Below are 24,107 nucleotides of genomic sequence, written 5' to 3' on the forward strand. Positions count from 1 at the left end.
TTTATTGATTCAAATAGCGAGAAATGGTATCGACCAATTCATCATAATGAACTTCGAGGGTTATTTCCGTCTTGCGGATTTTCACTTCAACAATGCCTTCGTCTGCTCGTTTACCAACTGTGATTCGCACTGGCATTCCCATCAAGTCGGCGTCTTTAAACTTTACGCCTGGTCTTTCCGCACGATCATCATATAGTACGTCAAAACGCGCTTTTGTTAGCGTAGAATAAAGCTCATCCGCTAACGTTCGCTGTGCCTCTTGTTTAATATTAACCGGAATCAAGTGGACATCAAATGGTGCAACAGATGCTGGCCAAACAATGCCGTTTTCATCATTGTGCTGTTCGATGATTGCTGCAACCGTTCGAGAAACGCCGATACCGTAGCTTCCCATAACCATTTGTTGTGATTTTCCATTTTCATCTAAAATGGTGGCTTTCATCGCTTCACTATAACGAGTACCCAGTTTAAACACATGGCCGACTTCGATACCTTCTTTAAATTGAATCACACCTTGTCCATCGGGTGAAGGATCCCCCTCTTGGATGAGGCGTAAATCTTCATAATGATTTACATTAAAGTCCCGACTAGGGTTTACATTTACAAAATGTTTATCCTTCTCATTTGCACCGCATACACCGTTAACAACCGCTTCCACTGCATGGTCGCAAATTACCTTCACATGATCAGGGACATTGACGGGTCCAATAAAACCAGGAGTTGTGTTAAGGTGCTGCTTCGTATCTTCCTCTCCGGCTATTTCAACCAATTGCGCGTCAAGGACATGCTTTACTTTTACTTCATTTACTTCATGGTCACCACGTACGAGAATGAGTACTGGTTCTTGGTCAACCATCATGAGAACGGATTTTACGAGTTTACTTTCCTCTACATCGAGAAATTTCGCTACTTCTTCAATCGTCTTTTGATTAGGAGTTGCCTTCTCGTTCATTTCAAGGAGAGGCTCATCACTTTTTGTATAGTTTACGTTTACAGGTGCAATTTCAATGTTAGCAGCAAAAGAGGAAGTATCTGAGTAAGCAATGGTATCTTCACCAATGTCAGATAGCACCATAAATTCGTGGGTATCCTTTCCACCCATTGCTCCTGAGTCAGCGACTACTGCCCGGAAATCTAGACCGCATCGTGTAAACACATTCGAATAAGCTTGATACATTTTTTCATAGCTTTCATCTAAACCTTCGAAACTTGTATCAAAGGAATAAGCATCTTTCATTAAAAATTCACGCGATCTCAAAATCCCGAACCGGGGACGGCGCTCGTCACGAAATTTGGATTGAATTTGATATAGCATCATCGGCAAACGCTTATAAGAACGAATATCATCTCTGACAAGGGAGGTGATGACTTCTTCATGAGTCGGTCCAAGCGCAAATTCCCGCTCGTGTCGATCCTTCACACGCATCAGTTCAGGCCCGTATACGTCCCATCTTCCCGATTCCTGCCATAATTCAGCAGGCTGAATCGCTGGCATTAATACTTCCTGTGCACCTGCTTTATTCATTTCTTCACGGATGATCGCTTCCACTTTCTTTAGCGCTTTTAACCCTAATGGTAAAAAAGAATAAACACCAGCTGAGCTTTGCCTGATCAACCCTGCTCTTAGCATAAGCTGATGACTTTTCACTTCTGCATCACTTGGTACATCACGTAATGTTGGAGATAAATAAGTACTTTGCTTCATATAAAGGCCACCTCAATTTATTGGACAAAACGCAGCTAAAGGTTACGCTGCTGTTTCATCCATCGATTTTAGTAAAGGCTGTTTTCATAAGAGTTTTTAGTAAAAGAAATGATCGTACTATATGTGAGGACAAAAAGAGCCGAGAATTTCAAGGGAGCGCTACAGAAATTCGACACTATTTTTCCCGGACTTTTTGAATATCCTCTATAAGAAAAATTTGTTTATATCATTCCAAGTTACAACAAGCATCAGTAGCATTAAGAGAGCAAATCCAATAAAATGGACGAGTCCTTCTTTTTGAGGATCAATAGGTTTGCCTCTTACAGCTTCCAGTCCAATAAACATTAATCGCCCTCCGTCAAGTGCCGGCAAGGGAAGAAGATTAATAATTCCTAAGTTAACACTTAAAATTGCAGCCCATTGCATAAGCACAAGAACTCCCATAGCGGCTACTTCACCTGTGTAGTTGTATATGCCAACTGGTCCAGCTAGATGATCAAGACTAAACTGCCCTGTAACGAGCATTCCGAGTGCTTCAATGATTAGAACCGTATACTCGTATGTTTGTGTGAAGCCAAACATAATAGATCCTAATACACTAAACTCTGTCGGCGGATAAATACCAACGACTCCTTGTACTTCTTCTTCGGGTCCAAGTCGTTCTTCAGGTACCATTTCCACATCGAAGGTTTCAGAACCTCTTTCAATCTCAAATAAAAGAGCTTCATTTGCACTACCTTGGATAATCGTTGTCATTTCCTCCCATGACTCCACTTGTTGCCCGTCGATCGAAAGAATGCGGTCTCCTTCTTCAATCCCAGCAGAGATTGCCGCACCGTCTTCAGTTACATCTCCCACTTTTGCTTCATCTACAGGCATCCCAGCGATTAAGGCATAACCTGCTAAAATGACGGCCGCTAATAAAAAGTTCATCATCGGTCCTGCGAAAATTGCCATTGCCCGTTGCGCAATTGTTTTAGCGGGGAACTGACGGTTGTAAGGAGCAATTTGGGTTGCTTCTTCGTCATGAATGAACTCAGCTTTTTCATCTATTTCGTAAGTCGTTAATCCCTCTTCATCAGCCATATACCCTTGTACAAAAAGTTTATGTTCAAGGTCAATTTTTTCTACTTGGATGACCTTACAATCAGGGTGCTTTGATTTATTATTTACGATAATCTGACTGACTCGCTCTTCGTTGTTAAATGTGAGGCCTACTTCATATCCCGGTTTGATTTGGATCATTTCCGGGTCTTCACCAGCCATACGTACAAACCCGCCAAGCGGTAAAAGACGAATTGTATATGTGGTTTCATTTTTCTTAAACGAGAAAATCTTCGGACCGAATCCGATGGCAAACTCCCGACATAGAATGCCAGCTCGTTTTGCAAAGATCAAATGACCCCACTCATGGATAAAAACTAATAAGCCAAATATTATTACGATAGATATAAACGTATTCACGTCATCACAACCTTTTATTTCATATCAGATCTGATTTTACTCCGTGTCTTTTCATCGACATCAACAATAGTTTCAAGACTTGGGTTTCTCTCGATAGCATGTTCATTTAAAGCACGTTCAATAATCGTTTCAATTTCAAGAAAGGAGATTTTCCCCTGTAAAAAAGCATCCACAGCTACTTCGTTGGCTGCATTTAAAACCGTAGGGGCTGTACCGCCTGCTTCACCAGCTTCAAAAGCAAACCTTAGACAACGGAAGCGATCAAAGTCTGGCTTTTCAAAGTGGAGTGCTCCGATTTCCCACAAATTTAACCTTTGTTTATCCGGCAACTCAAGCCGGCCTGGTAGGGATAACGCATATTGGATGGGAACCTTCATATCCGGCATTCCGAGATGGGCTAGTACGCTACCATCAATATATTCTACCATAGAATGGATGATGCTTTCTTTATGTAAGATTACGTCTATTTTTTGATAGGGCAAATCGAAGAGCCAGCGGGCTTCGATCACTTCTAAGCCTTTATTCATCATTGTTGCAGAATCAATCGTAATTTTTGCCCCCATACTCCAATTAGGGTGATTTAGCGCATCGTCTATTGTTACCCCTTGTAATTGAGATCGGGAACGCTCACGGAAACTTCCCCCAGAAGCTGTGAGAATCAACTTCTCTACTTCCTCTTGACTATTTCCTTCGAGACATTGATAAATAGCTGAATGTTCACTGTCAATAGGGATGAGGTTGACACCGTATTTGCGAGCGGCTTCAGTCACAATATGTCCGGCAGTTACTAGCGTTTCTTTATTAGCTAAGGCAATATCTTTTCCGGCTTTCATCCCATGCATTGTAGGTTCAAGGCCTACACTGCCCATTAGCGCATTAACAATAACATCACCTTCCACTTGTTCAACAGCCTCTATTAAACCATCGCGTCCCCAGCCTACTTTCACGTCTTCAGGTATGAGCATCTTCAACCTATGGACATCACCTTCATGCTGAACGGATACAAACCGAGGTTGGAATGTTAGAATCTGTTCTGCTGCAAGGTTAATATTCCTGCCGCAAGTTAGTGCTACTAATTGAAACTGGTCCGGGTGGGCGCGAATAACATCTAATGTTTGCACACCGATTGAACCGGTAGATCCTAATAAGATAATTTTTTTTGACATGTTTGATGCTCCTTCATTCGTGGCAATCTTTTATGAGAGCTCAAAAAGCCCTAGAAAATTTCAGCGCTTTCGACATGAACTCCTCCGCTTTTTACCTTCCCTTTATTAACTAGGCTCTTTTCGCAAGGGTGAAGGGCCCTCAAAAGTTAACAAAGTTTACGATAACACGCATTTTAGATAAAGGTAAGCAGGTACAAAATCGGCATAACAAAAATCAAACTATCAAACCGGTCGAGGATACCTCCGTGACCCGGAAGTACTTGTCCCGAATCTTTCACAGAATAATGCCGTTTTAATGCTGACTCTACAAGGTCGCCGAGTTGTCCAGCAATAGAAACGATCAGGATGAAAAGTAATGTAATCATATATGTGGAGAAAACCGGGAAAAAGATTGCATAAATGGAACCGATGATTACTGCAAATACAATTCCTCCTAGTGATCCTTCTATCGTTTTTTTCGGACTTATATGAGGCCACAATTTATGCTTTCCTAAAAAACGCCCGCAAAAGTAAGCACCTGAATCAGTAACCCATACTAATATAAGTACAAAAAATAGAAATACGAGCCCATCTTCCATAAATCGGGCTGCTAAAAAGAAGTGAAACCCGAACCCTATGTATACAGATGATAAAATGATAAATCCAGCTTCATCAAAGGTGAAGGAATTTTTAGTAACTACAGTTAACGCTAATAGAACAACAATCATTAACAAAAACATTTCGGTTCGTTCAACATGAATCGGATCAAAAGACAATATTGTTTCAGGTAGGAGCAATAACCACAAAAATAAAAAGCCTATAAAACCTCGGTAAGAGAAAGGCGACATTCCTTTCATCTTTAATAGTTCCGCCATAGCGACGGTTCCTAATATGAAGATGAGGAGGGTAAACGGCAATCCCCCGAGAACAAGAATACTTATGAAACCCGCACCAGCGATGACGCCTGTTATGATTCGTTGTTTCATTGTCCCTCCCCTTCCTACACTCCGCCATAGCGACGTATTCGCTTTTGATAAACCTGAATGGCTTCATTGAAATGGTTTTCTGTAAAATCCGGCCACAACGTTTCTGTAAACCAAAACTCAGAATATGCAAGTTGCCAAAGCATAAAATTACTTAACCGTATTTCCCCGCTAGTTCTGATAAGAAGATCGGGATCTGAAAGGTCACCCGTCATTAAATGGGAGGAAACAGTTTTTTCATCAATCTCATCAACAGCTAGTCTTCCACGATCAATTTCTTTATAAACCTGCTTCATAGCTTCAATCATTTCATGGCGACTGCCATAATTTAAGGCGAAATTCAAAATTAACCCGTCGTTATTTTTTGTATCCTCAATTGCTTTTTCAACTGCGTTAATGGTGTGGGTAGGTAACGCCTCTTTAGAACCGGTAATTCTGACTTGAACGTTTTCTTCAGTTAGCTTAGGAAGCTCCGACTTTAAAAATCGTTCTGGTAACCTCATTAAGAAGTCCACCTCAGGTTTGGGCCTTTTCCAATTTTCCGTTGAGAAAGCATAGAGTGTAAGAGTTCTAATTCCAAGCTGATTAGACTTTTTCACAATTTTTTTTATAACATTCATACCCTCACGATGTCCTGCTATCCGGGGAAGACCGCGCTTCTTAGCCCAGCGCCCGTTTCCATCCATGATAATGGCGACATGGTTTGGTATATTTCGAGGATCGAGATCGAGACTTCCATTAGTCTCACCCTCTTTTCGATTCGTCCATTTTTTTAACATTTAAAATCCCCCAAAAAGGAAAAGCAAAAGATGCTTTTTATGTGCGTGTTAACCTGAAAAAAGTGCAAATGCCCAGTTTTATACATTAAATACTTTCTGTCACAACTAGGTCTTTACACTTTTCACTTAGTAAAAAAACCCCCAATCATAGAGGGTCTTTTACTCTGTTTATTTTACACGCTTTTGTCCTATACTTCCATGATTTCTTTTTCTTTAGTATCCGCAATCTGGTCAATAGAAGCAACGAAATTATCTGTTACTTTCTGGACATCATCTTGACCACGGCGTAGTTCATCTTCCGTCATGTCACCATCTTTTTCAAGCTTTTTCAGCTCATCGTTACTGTCGCGTCTGATATTACGGACAGCTACTTTACCATCTTCTGCATAACGTCGCACCAGCTTAACAAGCTCTGTTCTTCTTTCTTCTGTTAGTGCAGGAATTGTGATACGAATGATGTTTCCGTCACTTGACGGTGATAAACCTAAATCGGCCTTTTGAATCGCTTTTTCAATGTCACCAATTGAAGACTTATCAAAAGGTTGAATTGTCAGCATGCGTGCTTCTGGAACACCGATCGTTGCAAGTTGATTGAGTGGTGTCATCATACCGTAATACTCGACTTGTACTTTGTCTAAGATGGAAGGGTTCGCTCGTCCAGCACGTAACGTTGCGAGTTCTTTACGTAAAGAATCGATCGATTTTTCCATTCTTTGTTCCGCCTCTTTAATTACTTCTTTACTCATTCGTTATTCCCCCTTATCACAGTTCCAATATCATCACCATTTACCGCTCGTTTAATGTTACCTTCTTCCATTATTGAGAAGACAATGAGTGGAATGTTGTTATCCATGCAAAGCGATGAAGCCGTTGAATCCATTACGGCAAGGCCTTCTTTAAGAAGGTCAAGATACGTTAAAGATTCATATTTTTTCGCAGTCGAATCAACAGATGGATCAGCAGAATACACACCATCGACCTTGTTCTTCGCCATTAAAATAACATCTGCCTCAATTTCAGCTGCACGTAATGCTGCTGTTGTATCAGTTGAGAAATACGGATTCCCAGTTCCTGCCGCAAAGATTACGACACGCTTTTTCTCTAGGTGCCGGATCGCACGGCGACGTATGTATGGTTCCGCCACTTGGCGCATTTCAATAGATGTTTGAACACGAGTTTGAACCCCGATGTTCTCTAAGCCGTCTTGCAAAGCAAGAGAATTCATGACTGTAGCGAGCATGCCCATATAATCAGCTGTAGCACGATCCATACCTTTCGCACTTCCTGCCATTCCGCGCCAAATATTACCGCCACCTACAATAATCGCTACTTCAACATCCATTTCAACGATTTCACGAATTTGATTACCGATGGACTGAATGACGGATGGGTCAATGCCGTATCCTTGATCTCCAGCCAAAGCCTCTCCACTGAGCTTTAACACAATACGTTTATATTTAGGATTTTCCATATTACCCTCCAAGTATAGTCTCATTCCCAAAACCCAGATACACACCACTCTTTTACCAATCATATCATTATCAGTAACAGCTACCGGTCAATCAGTCAAAAAGTGGATTACTTGGGAAAAAGGGACACAAAGTGCCCCTTCAACATAGTTATTTTTTCACTTGAGACATAACTTCTTCAGCAAAGTTGTCTTCTCGTTTCTCCATACCTTCGCCTACTTCGTAACGTACGAAAGATTTTACAGTTCCGCCTTTAGACTGAACATATTTCCCGACTTTTTGATCACCATCTTTAACAAATGGCTGTTCGTTTAAGCAAATTTCCTCAAAGAATTTGCCAAGGCGGCCTTCAACCATTTTTTCAACGATGTTTTCAGGCTTGCCTTCGTTCATTGCTTGTTGTTTTAATACTTCGCGTTCGCGGTTTACTTCATCTTCAGAAACTGCGTCGCGGCTAACGTATTTAGGGTTAATTGCAGCAACGTGCATCGCTACGTCTTTTGCTACTTCTTCCTCAGCTCCTTCAACTAGGGATAGCACACCGATGCGTCCGCCCATATGTAGATATGCACCAAATGTTTCATTATCAGATTTTTCTACAACTTCAAATCGACGAAGGGAGATTTTTTCTCCGATCTTAGCAATCTGATTGTTAATGTAGCTTTCAAGAGTATCTCCTTCACCGTCAAACGCTTGTCCAAGAGCTTCTTCAACAGTAGCCGGTTTGTTTGCTAATAGGTGGTTTGTTAAGTTTGTAACTAAGTTTTGGAAATTTTCATTTTTGGACACGAAGTCTGTTTCAGCGTTCACTTCTACGATGACGCCTGTGTTGCCTTCTGTTTTAACAGCAGTTAAACCTTCTGCAGCGATACGGTCCGCTTTTTTAGCTGCTTTAGCAATCCCTTTTTCACGAAGAAAATCGACTGCTTTGTCCATATCTCCGTCCGTTTCTGTTAATGCTTTTTTACAATCCATCATTCCCGCGCCTGTTTTTTCGCGCAATTCTTTTACCATTTTAGCTGAAATCGCCATGGTTATTCCTCCTTAGGTGATCACTTAGAATTGTTGTACCATCTTTTTTTGAAAAAAGGATGATAAAGGGTCCGGCCCTCTATCACCCTTCAGGAAGTACATTCATTTATTAAGCAGATGTTTCTTCAGTAGACACTTCGTCTTCGCCTTGGTTAGCTTCAATTATCGCATCAGCCATTTTTGAAGTTAGTAAGCGAACCGCACGAATCGCGTCATCGTTACCTGGGATAACCACGTCGATTTCATCTGGGTCACAGTTTGTATCCACAATTGCAACGACCGGAATGTTCAATTTACGTGCTTCTGCAATAGCGATACGCTCTTTACGAGGATCGATAACAAATAATGCGCTTGGAAGGCCATCCATGTCTTTAATACCGCCTAAAAATTTCTCTAAACGGTCCATTTCTTTCTTCAAAAGAACAACTTCTTTTTTAGGAAGAACGTCGAATGTTCCATCTTCTTGCATACGCTCAATGTCTTTTAGACGCTGGATACGTTTTTGGATGGTTTCAAAGTTTGTTAATGTACCACCTAACCAACGTTGGTTGATGAAGTACATGCCACAGCGCTCTGCTTCTTCTTTAACAGAGTCTTGTGCTTGTTTTTTCGTTCCGACGAAAAGAACCTTTCCTCCGTCAGCGGCTACGTTACGCACGTAGTTGAACGCTTCCTCAACTTTTTTGACCGTCTTTTGAAGGTCAATAATATAAATTCCGTTACGTTCTGTGAAGATGTAGCGATCCATTTTTGGGTTCCAGCGACGAGTCTGGTGACCGAAGTGTACCCCTGCTTCTAGTAGTTGTTTCATGGAGATAACTGCCACATCAAACACCTCCTTTGGTTTTTTTTATCCTCCGCACGTATCTTCTTTAAACAAAACTGCGAGTAGCAGCACCATTGTCCAAATCAACATGCGTGTGTGATTAACACCGAAAGTTAATATACCACACCGTGAGTGTTACCGCAAGTTTTTCCAAACACTATTTATAAAATTTTAGCAGAAGTTGGACCTCACCATTTCCGATGTTCAACTTTTTCGCAATATCCAGCTCAGAATACCCTTGGTGATACAATGAAAGCACTTGTGCTGTTTGGGAAGCTTCTACACTTTCCTCTGGCTCGTCTTTCGGTACCGGTGGTGAGTAATTTTGTTCGGTTTCCAAAATTACTACCTCTGGCTCTGGAAATGGGTTTATATGAGGACGGATGTTTTCCGACTGCTGTTTTTCTTTACCCAGTTCTTCCGTCTTATAATCCGAATTACGCGGGTTAGCTGCTTGAGTCTCGTGTTGCTTCTCTACGAGTTCGTTTATCAGTTTTTCGTTACTATCTTTCATTTCAGCTGTGTATGCGACTAATAAATCTTCAATTTCTTGAACCGTCTGTTTATGCTTCTTTTCCGAATAACTGATATTTTGTTGTTTTTGATATAGTAAAATTAAAAAATAAAAACTAATGAAATGCAAAACAATGCTCACTATAAGAAAATAAACCATGCGATCCCCTCTCACCATGTAAAATCAATATTTCTCCCTTTATAAGGATGGCCTTCATCTTTCATTTTTGAATTATCGTCTTCTTTTGGAGATCGTCTTTGATTTTGAGAAAATTTTGAGTTCCCACGTTTTTCCTGATCATTCGCTATTCGTTTTTGTTCACTCTTCTCATTTTTTGTCACTTGTGCACGCCGCTTTTCCATTTGTTTTTTTTCAGTAGCTGCGAGGTGCCCTTGTGTCTGCATAGACCTTTGCTGCAGTTGATCCTGAATTTTCCCTGCTGTTTGTGTTCTCGGTAGAGCAACTTGCATTTCTATGGCTTTCCAGCCCCCCATGCCATCTACCCCCCAAGAAATTTGTTAGTGAGGAAATACTACTTAACAGAGTTATCATTACGACGAAGAGATTCCACTGCTATGCTTCCCGGACTTTTCGATATCCTCTATAAAGTCGTAAGTTTAATCTCACTACTATCCAACGATACCCTCACACACTGATGTTTCGCAAGCAATTTACGGCGATATTTGCCGAAATGAATAAATACACTCGGAAACAAATCTTTATATACTATAATATTTGCATCGTCTACTTTATTTAAAAGGTCATTTAATTCCGACAATTGATCTTCGGCTTGCTGATACTCTTCGTTAACTGTCACTAAGTTATTTCGTACTTTGAGCTTGAGGATCCTGTCATTGGCTGAAAGGGGACCGCTTTTTTCTTTTGCTTCAATTGCTTTGCATAAAGCAGACAACTTCTTTAGTGTTTCGCTTGACTCTTCATGTCGAAGCCGCGCTTCTTTTTGTTTTGAATATACCCTTTCGCTCGTACCTAAAAACAATTGAGTCAGTGTGTTCATCTCATTGCCTACTTCGTTGACTTCGACACCCTTCCCTGCTGATACTTGGCCACCGACAATATTTCCTCGTCGTTCTTTACATACGACGCTTCCAAGGGCTTCTATCTCGCTGTGAAGGATTGATTGGGATACATAAATATCACCGTCGGCTTTCAAGCTACCTTGATTAACAAAGGATGTATAAATATCCCCTTTTGCCTCAATCTGCCCTTTTCCTTGAGCAACGACTCCTTGTAAAACAAAGATCGCCCCCCCACTCGTTAAAAGAGCTCCTTCCACAGAACCGTGCACACGGATGTCACCTTTTGCTTGAACTGTATAGCCGGCGGGAACATTACCGCGAATGTTAACACTCCCGATAAAATCGATATTTCCTATTTTCATATCTAAATCGCCGTTAACCTCATACACAGGGTATACGTGGATCACTTTTTTTTCTGTACTCATTTGTCCGTCAATTGTAGCGACGATTTCGCTGTCATCTTTTATACGTGTATTTTTACCTGGTCGCAGCTTTAAATCTTTCCCTGGCTTCGCACGAATGACTTCTCCGTATACGTTCATACCATCCGTGCCAGATGTGAGAAGAATTTTCTTACCTATTATAGTCCCTTGACTTACGTTTGAGAGGGCGACTACGTTACGTAAATCGAATATCTCATTTTCATGACCACCTTTTCCGCCTAGTGACGGATAAACAGGCTCTAACCGAGCGTTTTCACCATTTATTGCAGACTTGCCATTTGCAATTGTTATTGCCTCTTGGAGATTACCTTGAAGAAGTTTACTTATCGCATCGTCCTCAATTCCATAAACAATCCCAAGCTCATGTAACAGTGTTTTAATGCGGTCTTCAGTAAGGTCTTCTTCTAAGTCCTCAATCGGTTTTAATTGTATTATTTTTGCCGCTAGCTTGTTATCGGAAACTTCAAACCCGTAATAGTCTTGCAGCGCCCCCATATTTCCCTCCTTCGCTAGTTTTCTGTTAATTTTGAGTGTCAAAAGCGCGCTGTAGTCGGAAAAGCGCTTTTGAATGAATTTGTGAAATTCTAGAGGTGGATAATTCCAAAATATATCCAATTTCTGTCAGCGTCAATTCCTCAAAATAAAACAGGCTGACAACTAGCTGTTCATTTTCAGTTAGATTTTTAATTTTTTCTGCCAGATCGTTATATTTAGCTGAAAGTATTGCTTGCTCTTCCGGTGTTTTCATATGATGATCGATAATCGTAGCTGCAAAGGAATCCTCATTTTCACCCTCATTTGTTGATTCATCGATAGATAGTAAGTGGGATACTAAACTTTCATTTACCACTTGTAGAACTTCTTGCTCTGGCATCTCCAGTTCAGAAGCTATTTCACTTGCTTGGGCGTTTCGTCCGAGACGTTGTTCTATTCTTTCTTGTGCTGCTTCTATTTTTTTCGCTTTTTCTCTCATAGAACGCGGCAGCCAATCCTCCTGCCTTAATCCATCGATGATCGCACCTCGAATACGAAAAGAAGCATACGTATCAAATTTTAATTCTCGTGATGTATCAAATTTCGCTAGTGCATCATATAAGCCCATCATGCCATGACTGCGAAGGTCATCTTGCTGGACATTACGAGGTAGTCCTGCAGCGATTCGCTGTACATGGAAATCAACTAACGGTAGATATTCCTCTATGAGATGATCACAGGCTTCTTTATCTCCATTTAACTGCCAGCGATCCCAATACTCAACTAGTCGTTCTTTTTCTGTCAATTTCCTCATGTACTGACCTCCTCATCATTGAAATACATGTTTGAATTTTATACCGCTTTTGTAAAGTGTACTGAAAGGCTCTTAAAACATATACAAACGAAAATTATGTACCGGCATTATCCTTGTACTTGCTCTTGTTCTTGTTCTTGTTTTTTCTCTGTACCCTCATTCGTTTTTTCAAATGGTTCAGCTGCTTTCTCCATTTCCTGTCTCTCTTCTTCATTAGATTTTTTTATTGGTGAAAAAACAACACAAAAAAACAGGGTGAGTACGCTCCCAACCACACTACCTACTAAAAAAGCAATAGCACCTCGATACAAGGAGACAGGCAAGTCGTTAACAGAAAATGAAGCTATGAAAACGATGATGAATGACATGACGCCAAAGGTGAAGGTTACCAACCATTTGTTAATGTTCATATGACCTTTACTCCTTGATTGACTGTTCGCACCTCCAATTGTGCCGTTTCGGGATCAAATTCGATCGTTCGACCGCTCTCTCCGCCAACATCCTCCCCAACTAAAGGAATCTTACGTGTGCGAAGTTCGTCACGTACCGCCTCAATATTTCTAGGACCAATTCTCATCACTTCATTCGTAGAAGCGAATGAAAACATTTGAGCGCCTCCTGCCACCTTCGCTTTTAAGCGGGTCCTTGAAACATTCATTTTCATTAGTAAATACAGCAAATCCTCAATCGCCGTATCAGCATATTTTGCTCGATTTAACTTTGATTTCCCAAGGTCTGAAGAAGGGAGCATGACATGAGCCATACCACAGGCTTTTTTACGTTCATCATAAATAACGACACCCACACAGGATCCAAGCCCCAATGTTCTTATTTTATGTGGCGAATTCGCCACATTCAGGTCTGCCATACTCACTTTGACAATGTTACTCATCCACACTTACTCCTAAGGATTGAAAAAGAGTATCGAATGCTTCTGGATCGGGAAGCAAAAAGAAGTGCCCTTTTGTAATTCCATTTTCTTTTTTACCAATTTCGAAAATTTCAGTGTCAACAACGAGGGCATAGTCACTAACTTTTGAATGTGCGATTAACCCGTGGCTTACAATCGCGACCGCCATATCAACGGCTGTTTGTGGCGGAGATGGGTACATTTGCAGCTTTGTAAAATCCATGAGTGACGTTAAGTAGGAGCCCGCTAAAATATTGCCCACTTCATTAAAAGCAGATACTGCCATTTCTGAATAGGGTCGAGAGTAAAACGAGTGTGACGTATCGCCAGTCAGCTTTTGAACAAGAGTTGTCGCTTCCTGAACCGGCAGCATAAAGAACAAGTTCCCGGGTGCATCCCCTTGAACCTGGAGGAAGACCGCACAAACAACAGCCTCCTCTCCTCCTAACCGGTCATTCATCTCTTCAAATGGCACAACATCCACAGAAGGGACGTTCATATCCATTGGTTTATTTAGTAATTCAGAAAGAGCGGTGGCAGCATGACCTGCTCCAATATTCCCCACTTCTTTTAACGCATCAAGATGGTGCTCTTTTATTTGTAAGATATCCATTAGGAATTAGCCTCAATCGACTTAAGTTCTTGGAGCTCAGCTTTGCTCAATACTTTGTGCAAGTTTAATAGAATTAATAAACGCTTCTCGAGCTTGGCTACTCCTCTTAAATAATCAGCCTCTATGCCTCCAACCACTTCAGGAGGTGGTTCGATCGCATCTGTTTGAATGTCCATGACATCGTTAGCTGCATCGACGATCAGTCCAACTTCCATATCTTCAACTGAAACAATAATAATTCTTGTTTGGTTGGTATGTTCTCTTTCCTCAATTCCAAACCGGAGTCGTAAATCAAGGACGGGGGTAACAACACCTCTTAAATTGATAACCCCTTTTACAAATTCAGCTGCATTTGGCACTCTCGTGATTGGTTGAACTCGCTCAATCGAACGAACTTGTTCTACTCCTACACCGTACTCCTCTTCCCCTAGCTGAAAAACGATCACTTTCTGGCTTTCTAAAACTGCGGATTCATTCATGGAAACCCCTCCTGTAAGTTTACTGGTTTTATTTTATAATCGTATTGCAATCTAAAATTAGAGCCACTTGTCCATTTCCTAAAATCGTCGCACCTGAAATCGCGAATACGTGGGTTAAGTAGTTGCCTAAGGCTTTTAGGACAATTTCCTGCTGGCCGATAAACGAATCAACAATTAATGCCGCCATTTTATCGCCCTTTCGTACGACAACGATAGAATGATGTTCGCTTTCTGATTTCCTTGTTTCCGGAACATTATAAAACTGCTTTAAATCAATAAGTGGAACAACATGTCCTCTAAAGTCAATCACTTCCTGATTATGAGCTCGGAGAACGTCAGATTTTCTAATAATGGCAGTTTCAATAATCGACGACAGTGGAATTGCAAAAGTCTCATCTTGAACTTCAACGAGCATGACAGACATAATTGAAAGCGTTAAAGGAAGCTGTACAGAGAACGTCGCCCCCCTTCCTTTTCTAGAGGTAATGGTCACGCTGCCTCCAAGTGACTCAATTTTGTTTTTCACGACATCCAAGCCTACTCCACGGCCGGAAATATCGGAAATTTCTTCTCTTGTACTCAAGCCGCTTGAAAATAATAAATCATAGACTTGGCTATCCGTAAGTGATCGTCCAGCTTCTTCGGTAATGACACCATTATTAATCGCTTTGCCGAGAACTTTATTCCTGTCAATCCCTGCACCGTCATCAGACACTTCAATAAAGACGTGATTACCACTATGGAATGCCGTTAAAACAATCGTTCCTTGCTCATCTTTTCCAGAGCTCCGACGTTCTTGAGGGCTTTCGATACCATGATCAATCGAATTACGTAAAAGGTGGACAAGAGGATCACCAATTTCATCAATCACCGTACGATCAAGTTCCGTTTCAGCCCCCCTTATCTCTAATTGGATTTGCTTGTCTAGTTCCTTAGCTAAGCCTCTTACCATTCTTGGAAAGCGGTTAAAGACTTGTTCTACTGGCACCATTCGCATCGTAAGGATGATGTTTTGTAAATCACCTGAAATTCTGCTCATATGTTCTACTGTTTCCGTCAATGCTGTTTCTTTTAATTCTTCCGATATTTGTTCTAATCGTCCTTTATCAATTACAAGTTCCTCGAATAAATTCATGAGCGCATCTAAACGGTCAATGTTGACACGAATCGTTTTGTTAGTTCCTTGGTTACTAGCTGTTTGTGGCGCTTTATCAGCTTTATCATCTGAAGTTTCAGATTTCTGTTTCACTGGTCGATTATTGTCTTCTTTTCTATCTTGTTGATCTTCCTTAACAAGCTGTTCAAGTTCGATGGCTTCACAATCGACGCGCTCCACTTCACTAACTTTAAAAATACGATCCCTTAATTCGTCTACCGATTCTTTCGATAAAACTGTCAGTTGGAACTCACTTTCAAATTGTTCTTCTTCTAACTTTTCTACCGGCGGTTCGCTTTTAATTACCTCTCCGACATGTTCAATGACTTCAAAAATCATCACAACACGAGCAGCTTTTAGAATACAATCAGCCCGAAGTTCAACTTTGATATTAAATGCGTTATAACCTTGTTCATGGGATTGAGCCAGAACGGCTAATTCAAAATTATCGAACACTTGAGATTGTGCTCTTTCTTTTGTATCAGTCGGAGATGATAAAGAAGCTTCAGCAGATACAGCTACTTCTTCCGCAACTCTTCCGCTTTCAATTTGCTCAAGTTTATTTAAAATAGCGGTTACATCTTTTTTTCCGTCTCCCCCTTGCACAATATCATCGACCATTTTCTCAAGGTGGTCAACGGCTTCAAAAACGATATCAATTAAGTCAGTGTTTGCTTCCATCGTCTTATTCCGAATCCCATCCAGGAGGTTTTCCATTTGATGAGTTAAATTTGTAATATCTTCAAACCCCATCGTGGCTGCCATTCCTTTAAGAGTATGCGCGGAACGAAATATTTCGCCGATAAACGTTTCATCTGTCGGGTTATCTTCGAGCTTTAACAGGTGATCGTTAATGGTTTGGATGTGTTCTCTGCTTTCGTCTATAAACATATCTAAATATTGATTTTTATCCACTTGTTTTTCCCCCTCTACTACTGTAACTGAGAATTGCCGTTGTCACTTCATCAAGCGGTATTATGTGATCTACTACCTTCTCTGCAATAGCTGCTTTAGGCATCCCATAAACGACAGCTGTTTGTTCTGATTCAGCAATCGCCACCGTATTCCCGCGTTGCTTTAATTGAATCAACCCCTTTGCCCCGTCTGCCCCCATCCCTGTTAGTACGACACTAAGTACGTTTACTCTCTGAAGAGCTGCTAAAGAGTAAAACAGTGCATCCACCGATGGACGGTGACCATTGAGAGCTTCACTTTTATCATCTAATCGAACTACGACTAAAGACCCTGATCGCGCTACTTTTAAATGGTAGCCTCCTGGAGCGACATAAGCAATCCCTTTGTTAAGAATTTCACCATCTTCTGCCTCTTTAACTTGGATAGCCGATAGTGAGGCTAAACGACTGCTAAGGGACTTGGTAAAACCGGGAGGCATATGCTGAACAATCAAGATTGGGTAAGGAAAATTCGCCGGCAGCTGTGTTAAGATTTTTTGTAATGCTCTCGGCCCTCCAGTAGACGTTCCAATGGCTACAATCGTCCGATCTAGGTCCTCTACTACCGGCATGGGTGTTTTATTGTTCTCCTGCTTTTGTATTCGGTCTACGATTGTGTTATCTAAAGGCGGTGCTTCAGAAAATACAGTTTTTAGTTTTGAGATTTGAGTAGATGATGCTGAGATTACTTTTTCTATTAATAATTTTTGCACCTTATGTATATCTAAAGATATTGGACCTGATGGTTTGGAAATAAAATCAAATGCTCCGATGTTCATCGCTTCCATCGTTGTTTCTGCCCCTTTTTGGGTCGTACTCGAAACCATGATTACAGGAGTCGGGCATTGTCTCATAATGATTTTGAGCGCCTCTAGCCCATCCATAACAGGCATTTCGACGTCTAAGGTCACGACATCAGGGTTTAGATTTTTAATTTGTTCAACCCCATCAGCTCCATTTCGTGCCTTACCAACTACTCGTATACGTTCATCTTGCTCTAAAAGATCACCAATCATCTTACGCATAAATGCTGAGTCATCAATGATTAAAACAGTTGTGCAAGGTTTGTTTATGCTCATTCTTTCAACAACCACCCTTTAAACTTTTTCACAAACGCTTGAAATGAAGGCTCACTTTCAATCTTTTTGCCTAAATACTGCTGTGCTACTCGATGCATTGCTTTACTCACTTTGGCATTTGGTTCATGAACCAAATAGGGTTTCTGGTCGCATACTGCATTCCATACTGCTTCGTCTTTTGGTAAATAACCAAAAGATTCGATCTTCTTATTAAGAAACTTTTCTGTCACGCGAATTAAGTTGTCAGCTACCCTTTTCCCCTCTTGATCTGTCCGACATTGGTTGACTACTAGCTGCATCGGCAAATCCTGGCTATGAGAATGAATGAATTTAATCATGCCATATGCATCCGTCATTGCTGTCGGTTCAGGCGTTGTTAATACGATTATTTCATGGGCGGCAAGTAGAGCTTGAAGGCTGGCCTGGCTCACACCAGCTCCAAGATCAAACAAAATATATTCATAATCATCTGAAAGAGACGTTAATTCTTTCGTAAAAAAGCGGAGGTCTGCTTCGTTCAATTCAACAATTTCAGTCATTCCTGTTCCCCCGGCTATAAAACTAATTCCATCCGAGGTATGTTCAATTATTGAGCGAATCGATTTACGCTCGTAAATCATATCTAAAAACGAGTATCTGGCTGCCTTCCCTAGTAATATATCGATATTTGCCATCCCGATATCCATATCGATGATCAACACTCGCTTTTTTTGCTTTATTAAACTAAGGCTGAAGTTTATGGTGAAGTTTGACTTCCCGACACCACCCTTACCACTAACCACCGCCATTACTTTTGTGCTTGAGGAAGGGGTTGCCTTCCTTTCACTTTCCTTTTTCATACCATAGTTCTTCATTTGGTTTCGCAAAATAGTTGCTTGATCGTTAGCCATGAGGCAGTTTCCTTACGAGCTGATCGATAAGTTTTTGTTTGTTTGCCACTTCCAAGTCGTCGGGTACATCCTGTCCAGTCGTAATGTAAGAAATCGGTAAAGCTGTTTCCTTCATTACATTGACGATCGCTCCGTATGTGCTCGTTTCATCCCATTTCGTAAAAATGATGCGATCGGGTTGAATGAGTTTAAATTGTTCGATAATATCCGCCATATCTTCGTATTTGGATGTGAGAGCAAGGACGAGGTGCGTTTGCATATCCATTGAAAAGTCAATCACACCTTTTAATTGTTCCACATAGTCCGCATCACGAAAGTTTCTTCCAGCAGAATCAATAAAGATAAGGTCATAGTCTAATAGTTTGCGCTGCGCTTCAGAAAAATCATCGATCGTGTACGCTACTTCAACGGGAACATTTAATATTTTCGCATAGGTTTTTAATTGCTCAACAGCGGCAATTCGGTACGTATCGGTCGTAATAAATGCCACCTTCTTTTGATCATGAATGACGGCGCGCGAAGCCATTTTTGCAAGGGTTGTCGTTTTACCCACTCCGGTAGGACCGACTACATTCACATACCTTGTCTCAAAACCTGAAGTCTGAAAACGAGTGTGTGCAAGTATCTCTGTCAATGCGCTTTGTGTCCAGTCCTTCAAGTCTATGGCATGGTGATTGTCTTCTCGATAATACTGTTTTGTAAGCTTCTCCATCACTTCTTGGATATAAGTAGATTGAACGCCCTCTTTTTCAAGACAGGAAGCTACTTGATTTAAAGGACCAGGATAAATCCCCGAATGCTTGGGTACTGCGGACTGCGATTGAAGCTTGTTAACAGCCGACCTTAATTGGTCAATTTCCTGACTTAACGCAGGAGATTTTCTTTGGTCACTTGCTGGTGGTGCAGGTTGTCGTGGGTTGAACTTTTCCTTAGGTCCTCGAAGATCAGGATCTATAGCTGCAGTCACTTCCAATTTCTTCTTAGTAAAAAATCCGAGAAAACCGCCCTTTTCAATCGATCTTGAATTTAATATCACGGCATTTTGCCCGAGCTCTTCTTTTATTTTTGTCATTGCTTCTGGCATATCATTTACAACTATTTTTTTTACCTTCATGATCCATTCACCACCCCGACGCTTTGTACCTCAACATGAGGCTCCAATTCATTGTAAGAAAGAACTGGGATTTGCGGCATGTACCTTTCTATTAAATGTCGGACGTACATGCGTACTGCAGGAGAGCACAAGATAACAGGCATATGTCCCATCCCCTGCATTCGTTCGACTTCGTGCATAATATTCTCTATGATTTGTTGCGAGTTTTGCGGATCCAGAGCGAGATAATTTCCATGCTCTGTTTGTTGTACTGCATCAGACAACGCTTTTTCAACAGCACCACTTACAGTTAAAACATGTAAAGCTTCATCTTCTGAAACAAATTGTTTGGAAATTTGTCGAGATAAACCTTGTCGAACATATTCCGTTAATAAATCCGAATCCTTCGTCATTTGACCATAATCCGCTAACGTCTCAAATATAACAGGTAAGTTGCGAATCGAAACTTTTTCTTTAAGTAGTCGACTAAGAACCTTTTGGACTTCACCTAAGGACAGCGGGTTCGGGGTTACATCTTCAACAAGTGTCGCGTATGTCTCATTTAGATGATCGACTAACTGCTTTGTTTCCTGGCGTCCTAATAATTCATCTGCATGGTTCTTTACGACTTCAGTTAAATGTGTGGACACGACAGAAGGAGGATCGACAACCGTGTATCCTGACAGCTCAGCTTGTTCCTTCAAGTCCTCTGAAATCCATAAAGCTGGTAAACCAAAGGCCGGCTCCACAGTTTCAATCCCAGTAATTGCATCGTCATCAACGCCTGGACTCATTGCCATGAAATGATCGAGAAGCAACTCTCCTTTTGCTACCTCATTTCCTTTAATTTTAATTGAATATTCATTCGGCTGAAGTTGGATATTATCCCGAATCCGAATGACAGGAACAATCATGCCCATTTCAATAGCAAGCTGTCTTCGGATCATGACAACGCGGTCTAATAGATCTCCGCCCTGATTCGTATCAGCAAGAGGAATCAGACCATAGCCAAATTCAAATTCAATCGGATCCACTTGCAGCAAGTTGACCACACTTTCAGGAGTTGTGAGGTCTTCTTCACGATCTTCATCGGTTTCTTCTCTCTCTTCTTGTTCATGAGCGACCTTTTCATCCTTGCCCATAAAGAACGCACCGGCACCTAACATAAGGGCAACGATCGTTGGAATTGGCCATTCAATCGGCGTTGCTACTCCGAGTAAAAAGATCGTGATCCCGGCAACGTACAGCATTTTTGGATAAGCTAGTAGCTGTTTTGTTACATCGTGTCCTAAATTCCCTTCAGAAGCTGCTCTTGTAACAACAATTCCTGTAGCTGTTGATACGAGAAGTGCTGGAATCTGACTCACCAATCCATCTCCTACTGTCAAAAGCGTATATTTATCAGCAGCAGACGCTAGAGGCAGCCCCTCTTGCAGCATGCCGATTACTAACCCGAAAATAATATTAATGATGACGATCACAATCCCGGCAATCGCATCCCCTTTGACGAATTTACTCGCGCCATCCATCGACCCATAAAAATCAGCTTCTCGCTCAATTTTTTGGCGTCGCTCTTTTGCCTCTGTGTCCGAAATCATTCCAGCGTTTAAATCAGCGTCAATACTCATCTGCTTTCCGGGCATCGCATCAAGAGTAAAACGGGCACCTACTTCAGAAACACGTTCTGCCCCTTTAGTAATCACGATAAACTGTATGACAACAAGGATGATAAAGATTACAAACCCAACGAGAGCGTTTCCTCCCACAACAAATTGCCCAAAGGTTTCAATCACATTTCCTGCGTCACCATGATTGCCTAAAATAGCCCTTGTCGTTGATACGTTCAGACCAAGCCGAAATAACGTCACGAGAAGAAGCAGCGTGGGAAAAATGGAAAACTGCAACGGTTCCTGCGTATTCATCGCTACTAAAATGATCAGAAGCGCAAGAGATATATTTACAATGATTAAAAAGTCAATGATGCCGGTTGGCAACGGAATGATCAACATGATCACAATCGTTACCACCCCAAGTAATACGGTTAAATCTCTAGGTGCCATTGCACTTCTCCCTTTCTCTATATGTTCCTTCTCATAATTAGCTCATTTACTTGACCTTTCTTTGAATCTGGTAAACATAAGCGAGTACTTCTGCGACAGCTTTAAACAAATCTTCCGGCACTTCATCTCCTATTTCCGTCTGACTGTACAGAGCGCGTGCGAGAGGACGGTTCTCCACAGTGACTACGTTATGATGCTTGGCAATTCCAATTAATTTTAATGCTACATAGTCTACTCCCTTTGCCATCACTGTTGGCGCTTGCATATCGCCTTCATCATATTGAAGAGCGACCGCATAGTGAGTCGGGTTTGTTATGACTACATCTGCTTTTGGTACTTCTTGCATCATTCTGCTCATCGCCATCTGCCGTTGTTTTTCCTTCACTTTTGACTTAATTAACGGATCACCTTCCGTTTTTTTATGTTCGTCTTTCACATCTTGCTTTGACATTTTAATATTTTTTTCATGATCATATTTCTGGTACATATAATCGAGAATTGACAGAAAGACAAGCAAGAGAGCAACCGCCAACCCCATCATGACCGTGAGTGTTCCAATCATCCGAACGCCTTCACCTACGGAATAGAGAGACAGCTTTAAAATATCATCCATGTACACCCAAATGATTGTAAACGTAACAAGGCCAACTAAACTGATCTTTAACATCGATTTCAAAAATTCCACGAGAGCACGCACCGAATAAATCCGTTTAAAACCTTTAATTGGATCAATTTTGCTCAACTTCATCTTAATGGCTTCAGGTGCTACTAAAAATCCCACTTGCATGTAGTTACTAAGAATCGCTCCAATCATCGCAACGAACATGATCGGTCCAACAATCATTACCACCTGGTAAGTTAAATCTAAAAACAAGGCTTGCACGTTTTCTTCTGTTAACTCTGTCATTAGTAAATTTTCGAATGTAAATTGAGAGAGCGTAAATAGTTGCTCTGCAGCAAAGCTACCGATGAACCATAAAAATAAAAACACAAATAATAGAATAAAGGCGGTATTCACATCGGTACTTTTTGCTACTTGACCTTTGTTCCTGCTCTCTTTTCTTTTTTTAGGAGTCGCTTTTTCCGTTTTTTCCTGTGAGAAAAACTGAAGATCAACGGTAATATACATCTACGACAGCCCTCCATACAGTTCTAAAAGTGTACGCATTGTAACTGTCACCGTCTCAATCAAGTAACCAACAACAACGAAAAACGGTGCCATCACTAAAAACAAGATCACAAAACCAGCGATAATTTTAAGTGGCAAACCAACGACGAATACGTTAACTTGGGGAACGGTTCTTGACACCATACCGAGCGCAACATCGACTAAAAACAATGAGCCGACAATTGGCATCGCCATTTGAAAAGCAAGGATAAACATCGTGTTGATCGTCGTAACGACATGTTCAATGAGAGCAACTTCTCCAAAAGGTAAAAACATCTGATCCATAGGAACGAATTGGTAGCTGTAAAAAACCCCGTCTAATAACAAATGGTGAGCATTTGTTGCGAGTAAAAACAACAGCGCGAACGTATAAAGGTAGCCACCCGTTAATGGGCTTTGTGCTCCTGTTTGCGGATCGATGACATTAGCAATCATAAACCCCATCTTTATATCGATGAAACCACCAGCAACTTGGACAGCATATAGGACTAAAATGGCAACCAATCCGACCGTTAATCCAACGAGAGCTTCTTTTAGTATCAATAAAAAATAAATATGATCAATTTCTAACACGGGCCAATCATGTGAAAAAAACATCACCCACGACATAAAAAAAGCAAAGCCAATTTTATATGTGGCAGGTACATTTTGATACGAAAACAATGGGAGGGTGACGATAAAAGCAGACAGCCTAACAAGAATAAGCAAAAATGCAGGAAACCATTCAAGAATTCCAATCATTTCCTATTACCCTACGAATTGATGCAAGTTGCTAAAAATATCTTGCGTAAATGTTATAGCGGTCTGCAGCATCCACGGGCCAAAAATGACTAAGCCGAGAAGTACCCCGACGATCTTCGGAATAAATGCCAGTGTTTGCTCTTGAATTTGCGTTGTTGCCTGAAAGATACTGACGAGCAGCCCGATCCCTAACGCTAATATCAATAATGGACCTGCAATCATAATAACTGTAAAAACCCCTCGTTCTGCTAATGAAACTACCATTTCTGAACTCATA

25 protein-coding genes are annotated in these 24,107 nt (G+C 41.1%); all 25 read right to left on the reverse strand.

Going from position 1 to position 24,107, the window contains the following annotated elements; all coding sequences use genetic code 11:
• Position 1: 1 nt before the first annotated feature.
• The 25 genes from CDZ94_RS04780 to fliQ all read right to left on the reverse strand — a co-directional run bounded on the left by CDZ94_RS04780 (position 2) and on the right by fliQ (position 24,106).
• Complete coding sequence (locus tag CDZ94_RS04780) at positions 2 to 1,705, reverse strand: proline--tRNA ligase (protein ID WP_096435373.1); 1,704 nt, start codon at positions 1,703 to 1,705, stop codon at positions 2 to 4.
• A gap of 204 nt (positions 1,706 to 1,909) precedes the next feature.
• Complete coding sequence (rseP, locus tag CDZ94_RS04785) at positions 1,910 to 3,169, reverse strand: RIP metalloprotease RseP (protein ID WP_096435374.1); 1,260 nt, start codon at positions 3,167 to 3,169, stop codon at positions 1,910 to 1,912.
• A 14-nt stretch (positions 3,170 to 3,183) separates the two neighbouring features.
• Positions 3,184 to 4,335, reverse strand: coding sequence for a 1-deoxy-D-xylulose-5-phosphate reductoisomerase (gene dxr, locus CDZ94_RS04790; protein ID WP_096435375.1), 1,152 nt, complete (start codon positions 4,333 to 4,335; stop codon positions 3,184 to 3,186).
• Positions 4,336 to 4,508: 173 nt separating this feature from the next.
• The gene (locus tag CDZ94_RS04795) at positions 4,509 to 5,300 is read right to left on the reverse strand and encodes a phosphatidate cytidylyltransferase (RefSeq protein ID WP_096435376.1); all 792 of its coding nucleotides are present in this window, start codon (positions 5,298 to 5,300) and stop codon (positions 4,509 to 4,511) included.
• A 14-nt stretch (positions 5,301 to 5,314) separates the two neighbouring features.
• Positions 5,315 to 6,076: an undecaprenyl pyrophosphate synthase gene (locus CDZ94_RS04800; RefSeq protein ID WP_096435377.1), complete on the reverse strand. Its 762-nt coding sequence runs from the start codon at positions 6,074 to 6,076 to the stop codon at positions 5,315 to 5,317.
• A gap of 188 nt (positions 6,077 to 6,264) precedes the next feature.
• Positions 6,265 to 6,822, reverse strand: a complete 558-nt coding sequence (frr, locus tag CDZ94_RS04805) for a ribosome recycling factor (protein WP_096435378.1) — start codon at positions 6,820 to 6,822, stop codon at positions 6,265 to 6,267.
• A complete protein-coding gene (gene pyrH, locus CDZ94_RS04810; RefSeq protein WP_096435379.1) occupies positions 6,819 to 7,547 on the reverse strand; it encodes a UMP kinase in 729 nt (242 codons plus the stop codon). The genes frr and pyrH overlap by 4 nt, the downstream gene beginning before the upstream one ends.
• Before the next feature lie 148 nt (positions 7,548 to 7,695).
• On the reverse strand, positions 7,696 to 8,577 hold the full coding sequence (tsf, locus tag CDZ94_RS04815; RefSeq protein ID WP_096435380.1) for a translation elongation factor Ts: 882 nt from the start codon (positions 8,575 to 8,577) through the stop codon (positions 7,696 to 7,698).
• Positions 8,578 to 8,686: 109 nt separating this feature from the next.
• Positions 8,687 to 9,403: a 30S ribosomal protein S2 gene (gene rpsB, locus CDZ94_RS04820; protein WP_096435381.1), complete on the reverse strand. Its 717-nt coding sequence runs from the start codon at positions 9,401 to 9,403 to the stop codon at positions 8,687 to 8,689.
• 157 nt (positions 9,404 to 9,560) lie between these two features.
• Entirely contained in the window at positions 9,561 to 10,076 is a 516-nt protein-coding gene (locus CDZ94_RS04825; protein ID WP_096435382.1) for a DUF6115 domain-containing protein, read from the reverse strand.
• Positions 10,077 to 10,087: 11 nt separating this feature from the next.
• Positions 10,088 to 10,411 carry a hypothetical protein gene (locus tag CDZ94_RS04830; RefSeq protein WP_096435383.1) on the reverse strand — a complete coding sequence of 108 codons (324 nt, stop codon included), beginning with the start codon at positions 10,409 to 10,411 and terminating at the stop codon, positions 10,088 to 10,090.
• 107 nt (positions 10,412 to 10,518) lie between these two features.
• Positions 10,519 to 11,895 (reverse strand): flagellar assembly protein A, encoded by a 1,377-nt coding sequence (locus CDZ94_RS04835; RefSeq protein WP_096435384.1) that lies wholly within the window; start codon positions 11,893 to 11,895, stop codon positions 10,519 to 10,521.
• A gap of 25 nt (positions 11,896 to 11,920) precedes the next feature.
• The gene (locus CDZ94_RS04840) at positions 11,921 to 12,688 is read right to left on the reverse strand and encodes a FliA/WhiG family RNA polymerase sigma factor (RefSeq protein WP_096435385.1); all 768 of its coding nucleotides are present in this window, start codon (positions 12,686 to 12,688) and stop codon (positions 11,921 to 11,923) included.
• A gap of 107 nt (positions 12,689 to 12,795) precedes the next feature.
• Positions 12,796 to 13,098, reverse strand: a complete 303-nt coding sequence (locus tag CDZ94_RS04845) for a hypothetical protein (RefSeq protein ID WP_096435386.1) — start codon at positions 13,096 to 13,098, stop codon at positions 12,796 to 12,798.
• On the reverse strand, positions 13,095 to 13,580 hold the full coding sequence (locus tag CDZ94_RS04850; RefSeq protein ID WP_096435387.1) for a chemotaxis protein CheD: 486 nt from the start codon (positions 13,578 to 13,580) through the stop codon (positions 13,095 to 13,097). The genes CDZ94_RS04845 and CDZ94_RS04850 overlap by 4 nt, the downstream gene beginning before the upstream one ends.
• The gene (locus CDZ94_RS04855) at positions 13,573 to 14,211 is read right to left on the reverse strand and encodes a chemotaxis protein CheC (protein ID WP_096435388.1); all 639 of its coding nucleotides are present in this window, start codon (positions 14,209 to 14,211) and stop codon (positions 13,573 to 13,575) included. The genes CDZ94_RS04850 and CDZ94_RS04855 overlap by 8 nt, the downstream gene beginning before the upstream one ends.
• Positions 14,211 to 14,690 (reverse strand): chemotaxis protein CheW, encoded by a 480-nt coding sequence (locus CDZ94_RS04860; RefSeq protein WP_096435389.1) that lies wholly within the window; start codon positions 14,688 to 14,690, stop codon positions 14,211 to 14,213. The genes CDZ94_RS04855 and CDZ94_RS04860 overlap by 1 nt, the downstream gene beginning before the upstream one ends.
• A 28-nt stretch (positions 14,691 to 14,718) precedes the next feature.
• Entirely contained in the window at positions 14,719 to 16,761 is a 2,043-nt protein-coding gene (locus tag CDZ94_RS04865; RefSeq protein ID WP_096435390.1) for a chemotaxis protein CheA, read from the reverse strand.
• On the reverse strand, positions 16,754 to 17,878 hold the full coding sequence (locus CDZ94_RS04870) for a protein-glutamate methylesterase/protein-glutamine glutaminase (RefSeq protein WP_096435391.1): 1,125 nt from the start codon (positions 17,876 to 17,878) through the stop codon (positions 16,754 to 16,756). The genes CDZ94_RS04865 and CDZ94_RS04870 overlap by 8 nt, the downstream gene beginning before the upstream one ends.
• Positions 17,875 to 18,768 carry a MinD/ParA family protein gene (locus CDZ94_RS04875; RefSeq protein ID WP_096435392.1) on the reverse strand — a complete coding sequence of 298 codons (894 nt, stop codon included), beginning with the start codon at positions 18,766 to 18,768 and terminating at the stop codon, positions 17,875 to 17,877. The genes CDZ94_RS04870 and CDZ94_RS04875 overlap by 4 nt, the downstream gene beginning before the upstream one ends.
• Positions 18,761 to 19,882, reverse strand: coding sequence for a flagellar biosynthesis GTPase FlhF (flhF, locus tag CDZ94_RS04880; RefSeq protein WP_096435393.1), 1,122 nt, complete (start codon positions 19,880 to 19,882; stop codon positions 18,761 to 18,763). Before flhF ends, CDZ94_RS04875 begins: the two co-directional genes overlap by 8 nt.
• The gene (gene flhA / locus CDZ94_RS04885) at positions 19,879 to 21,921 is read right to left on the reverse strand and encodes a flagellar biosynthesis protein FlhA (protein ID WP_096435394.1); all 2,043 of its coding nucleotides are present in this window, start codon (positions 21,919 to 21,921) and stop codon (positions 19,879 to 19,881) included. Before flhA ends, flhF begins: the two co-directional genes overlap by 4 nt.
• A gap of 46 nt (positions 21,922 to 21,967) precedes the next feature.
• The gene (flhB, locus tag CDZ94_RS04890; RefSeq protein WP_096435395.1) at positions 21,968 to 23,050 is read right to left on the reverse strand and encodes a flagellar biosynthesis protein FlhB; all 1,083 of its coding nucleotides are present in this window, start codon (positions 23,048 to 23,050) and stop codon (positions 21,968 to 21,970) included.
• On the reverse strand, positions 23,051 to 23,830 hold the full coding sequence (gene fliR, locus CDZ94_RS04895; RefSeq protein ID WP_096435396.1) for a flagellar biosynthetic protein FliR: 780 nt from the start codon (positions 23,828 to 23,830) through the stop codon (positions 23,051 to 23,053).
• A gap of 6 nt (positions 23,831 to 23,836) precedes the next feature.
• The gene (fliQ, locus tag CDZ94_RS04900; RefSeq protein WP_096435397.1) at positions 23,837 to 24,106 is read right to left on the reverse strand and encodes a flagellar biosynthesis protein FliQ; all 270 of its coding nucleotides are present in this window, start codon (positions 24,104 to 24,106) and stop codon (positions 23,837 to 23,839) included.
• Position 24,107: the final 1 nt, after the last annotated feature.

This window comes from Alteribacter populi (assembly GCF_002352765.1).
In the GTDB taxonomy this organism is placed as follows: Bacteria; Bacillota; Bacilli; order Bacillales; family Salisediminibacteriaceae; genus Alteribacter; species Alteribacter populi.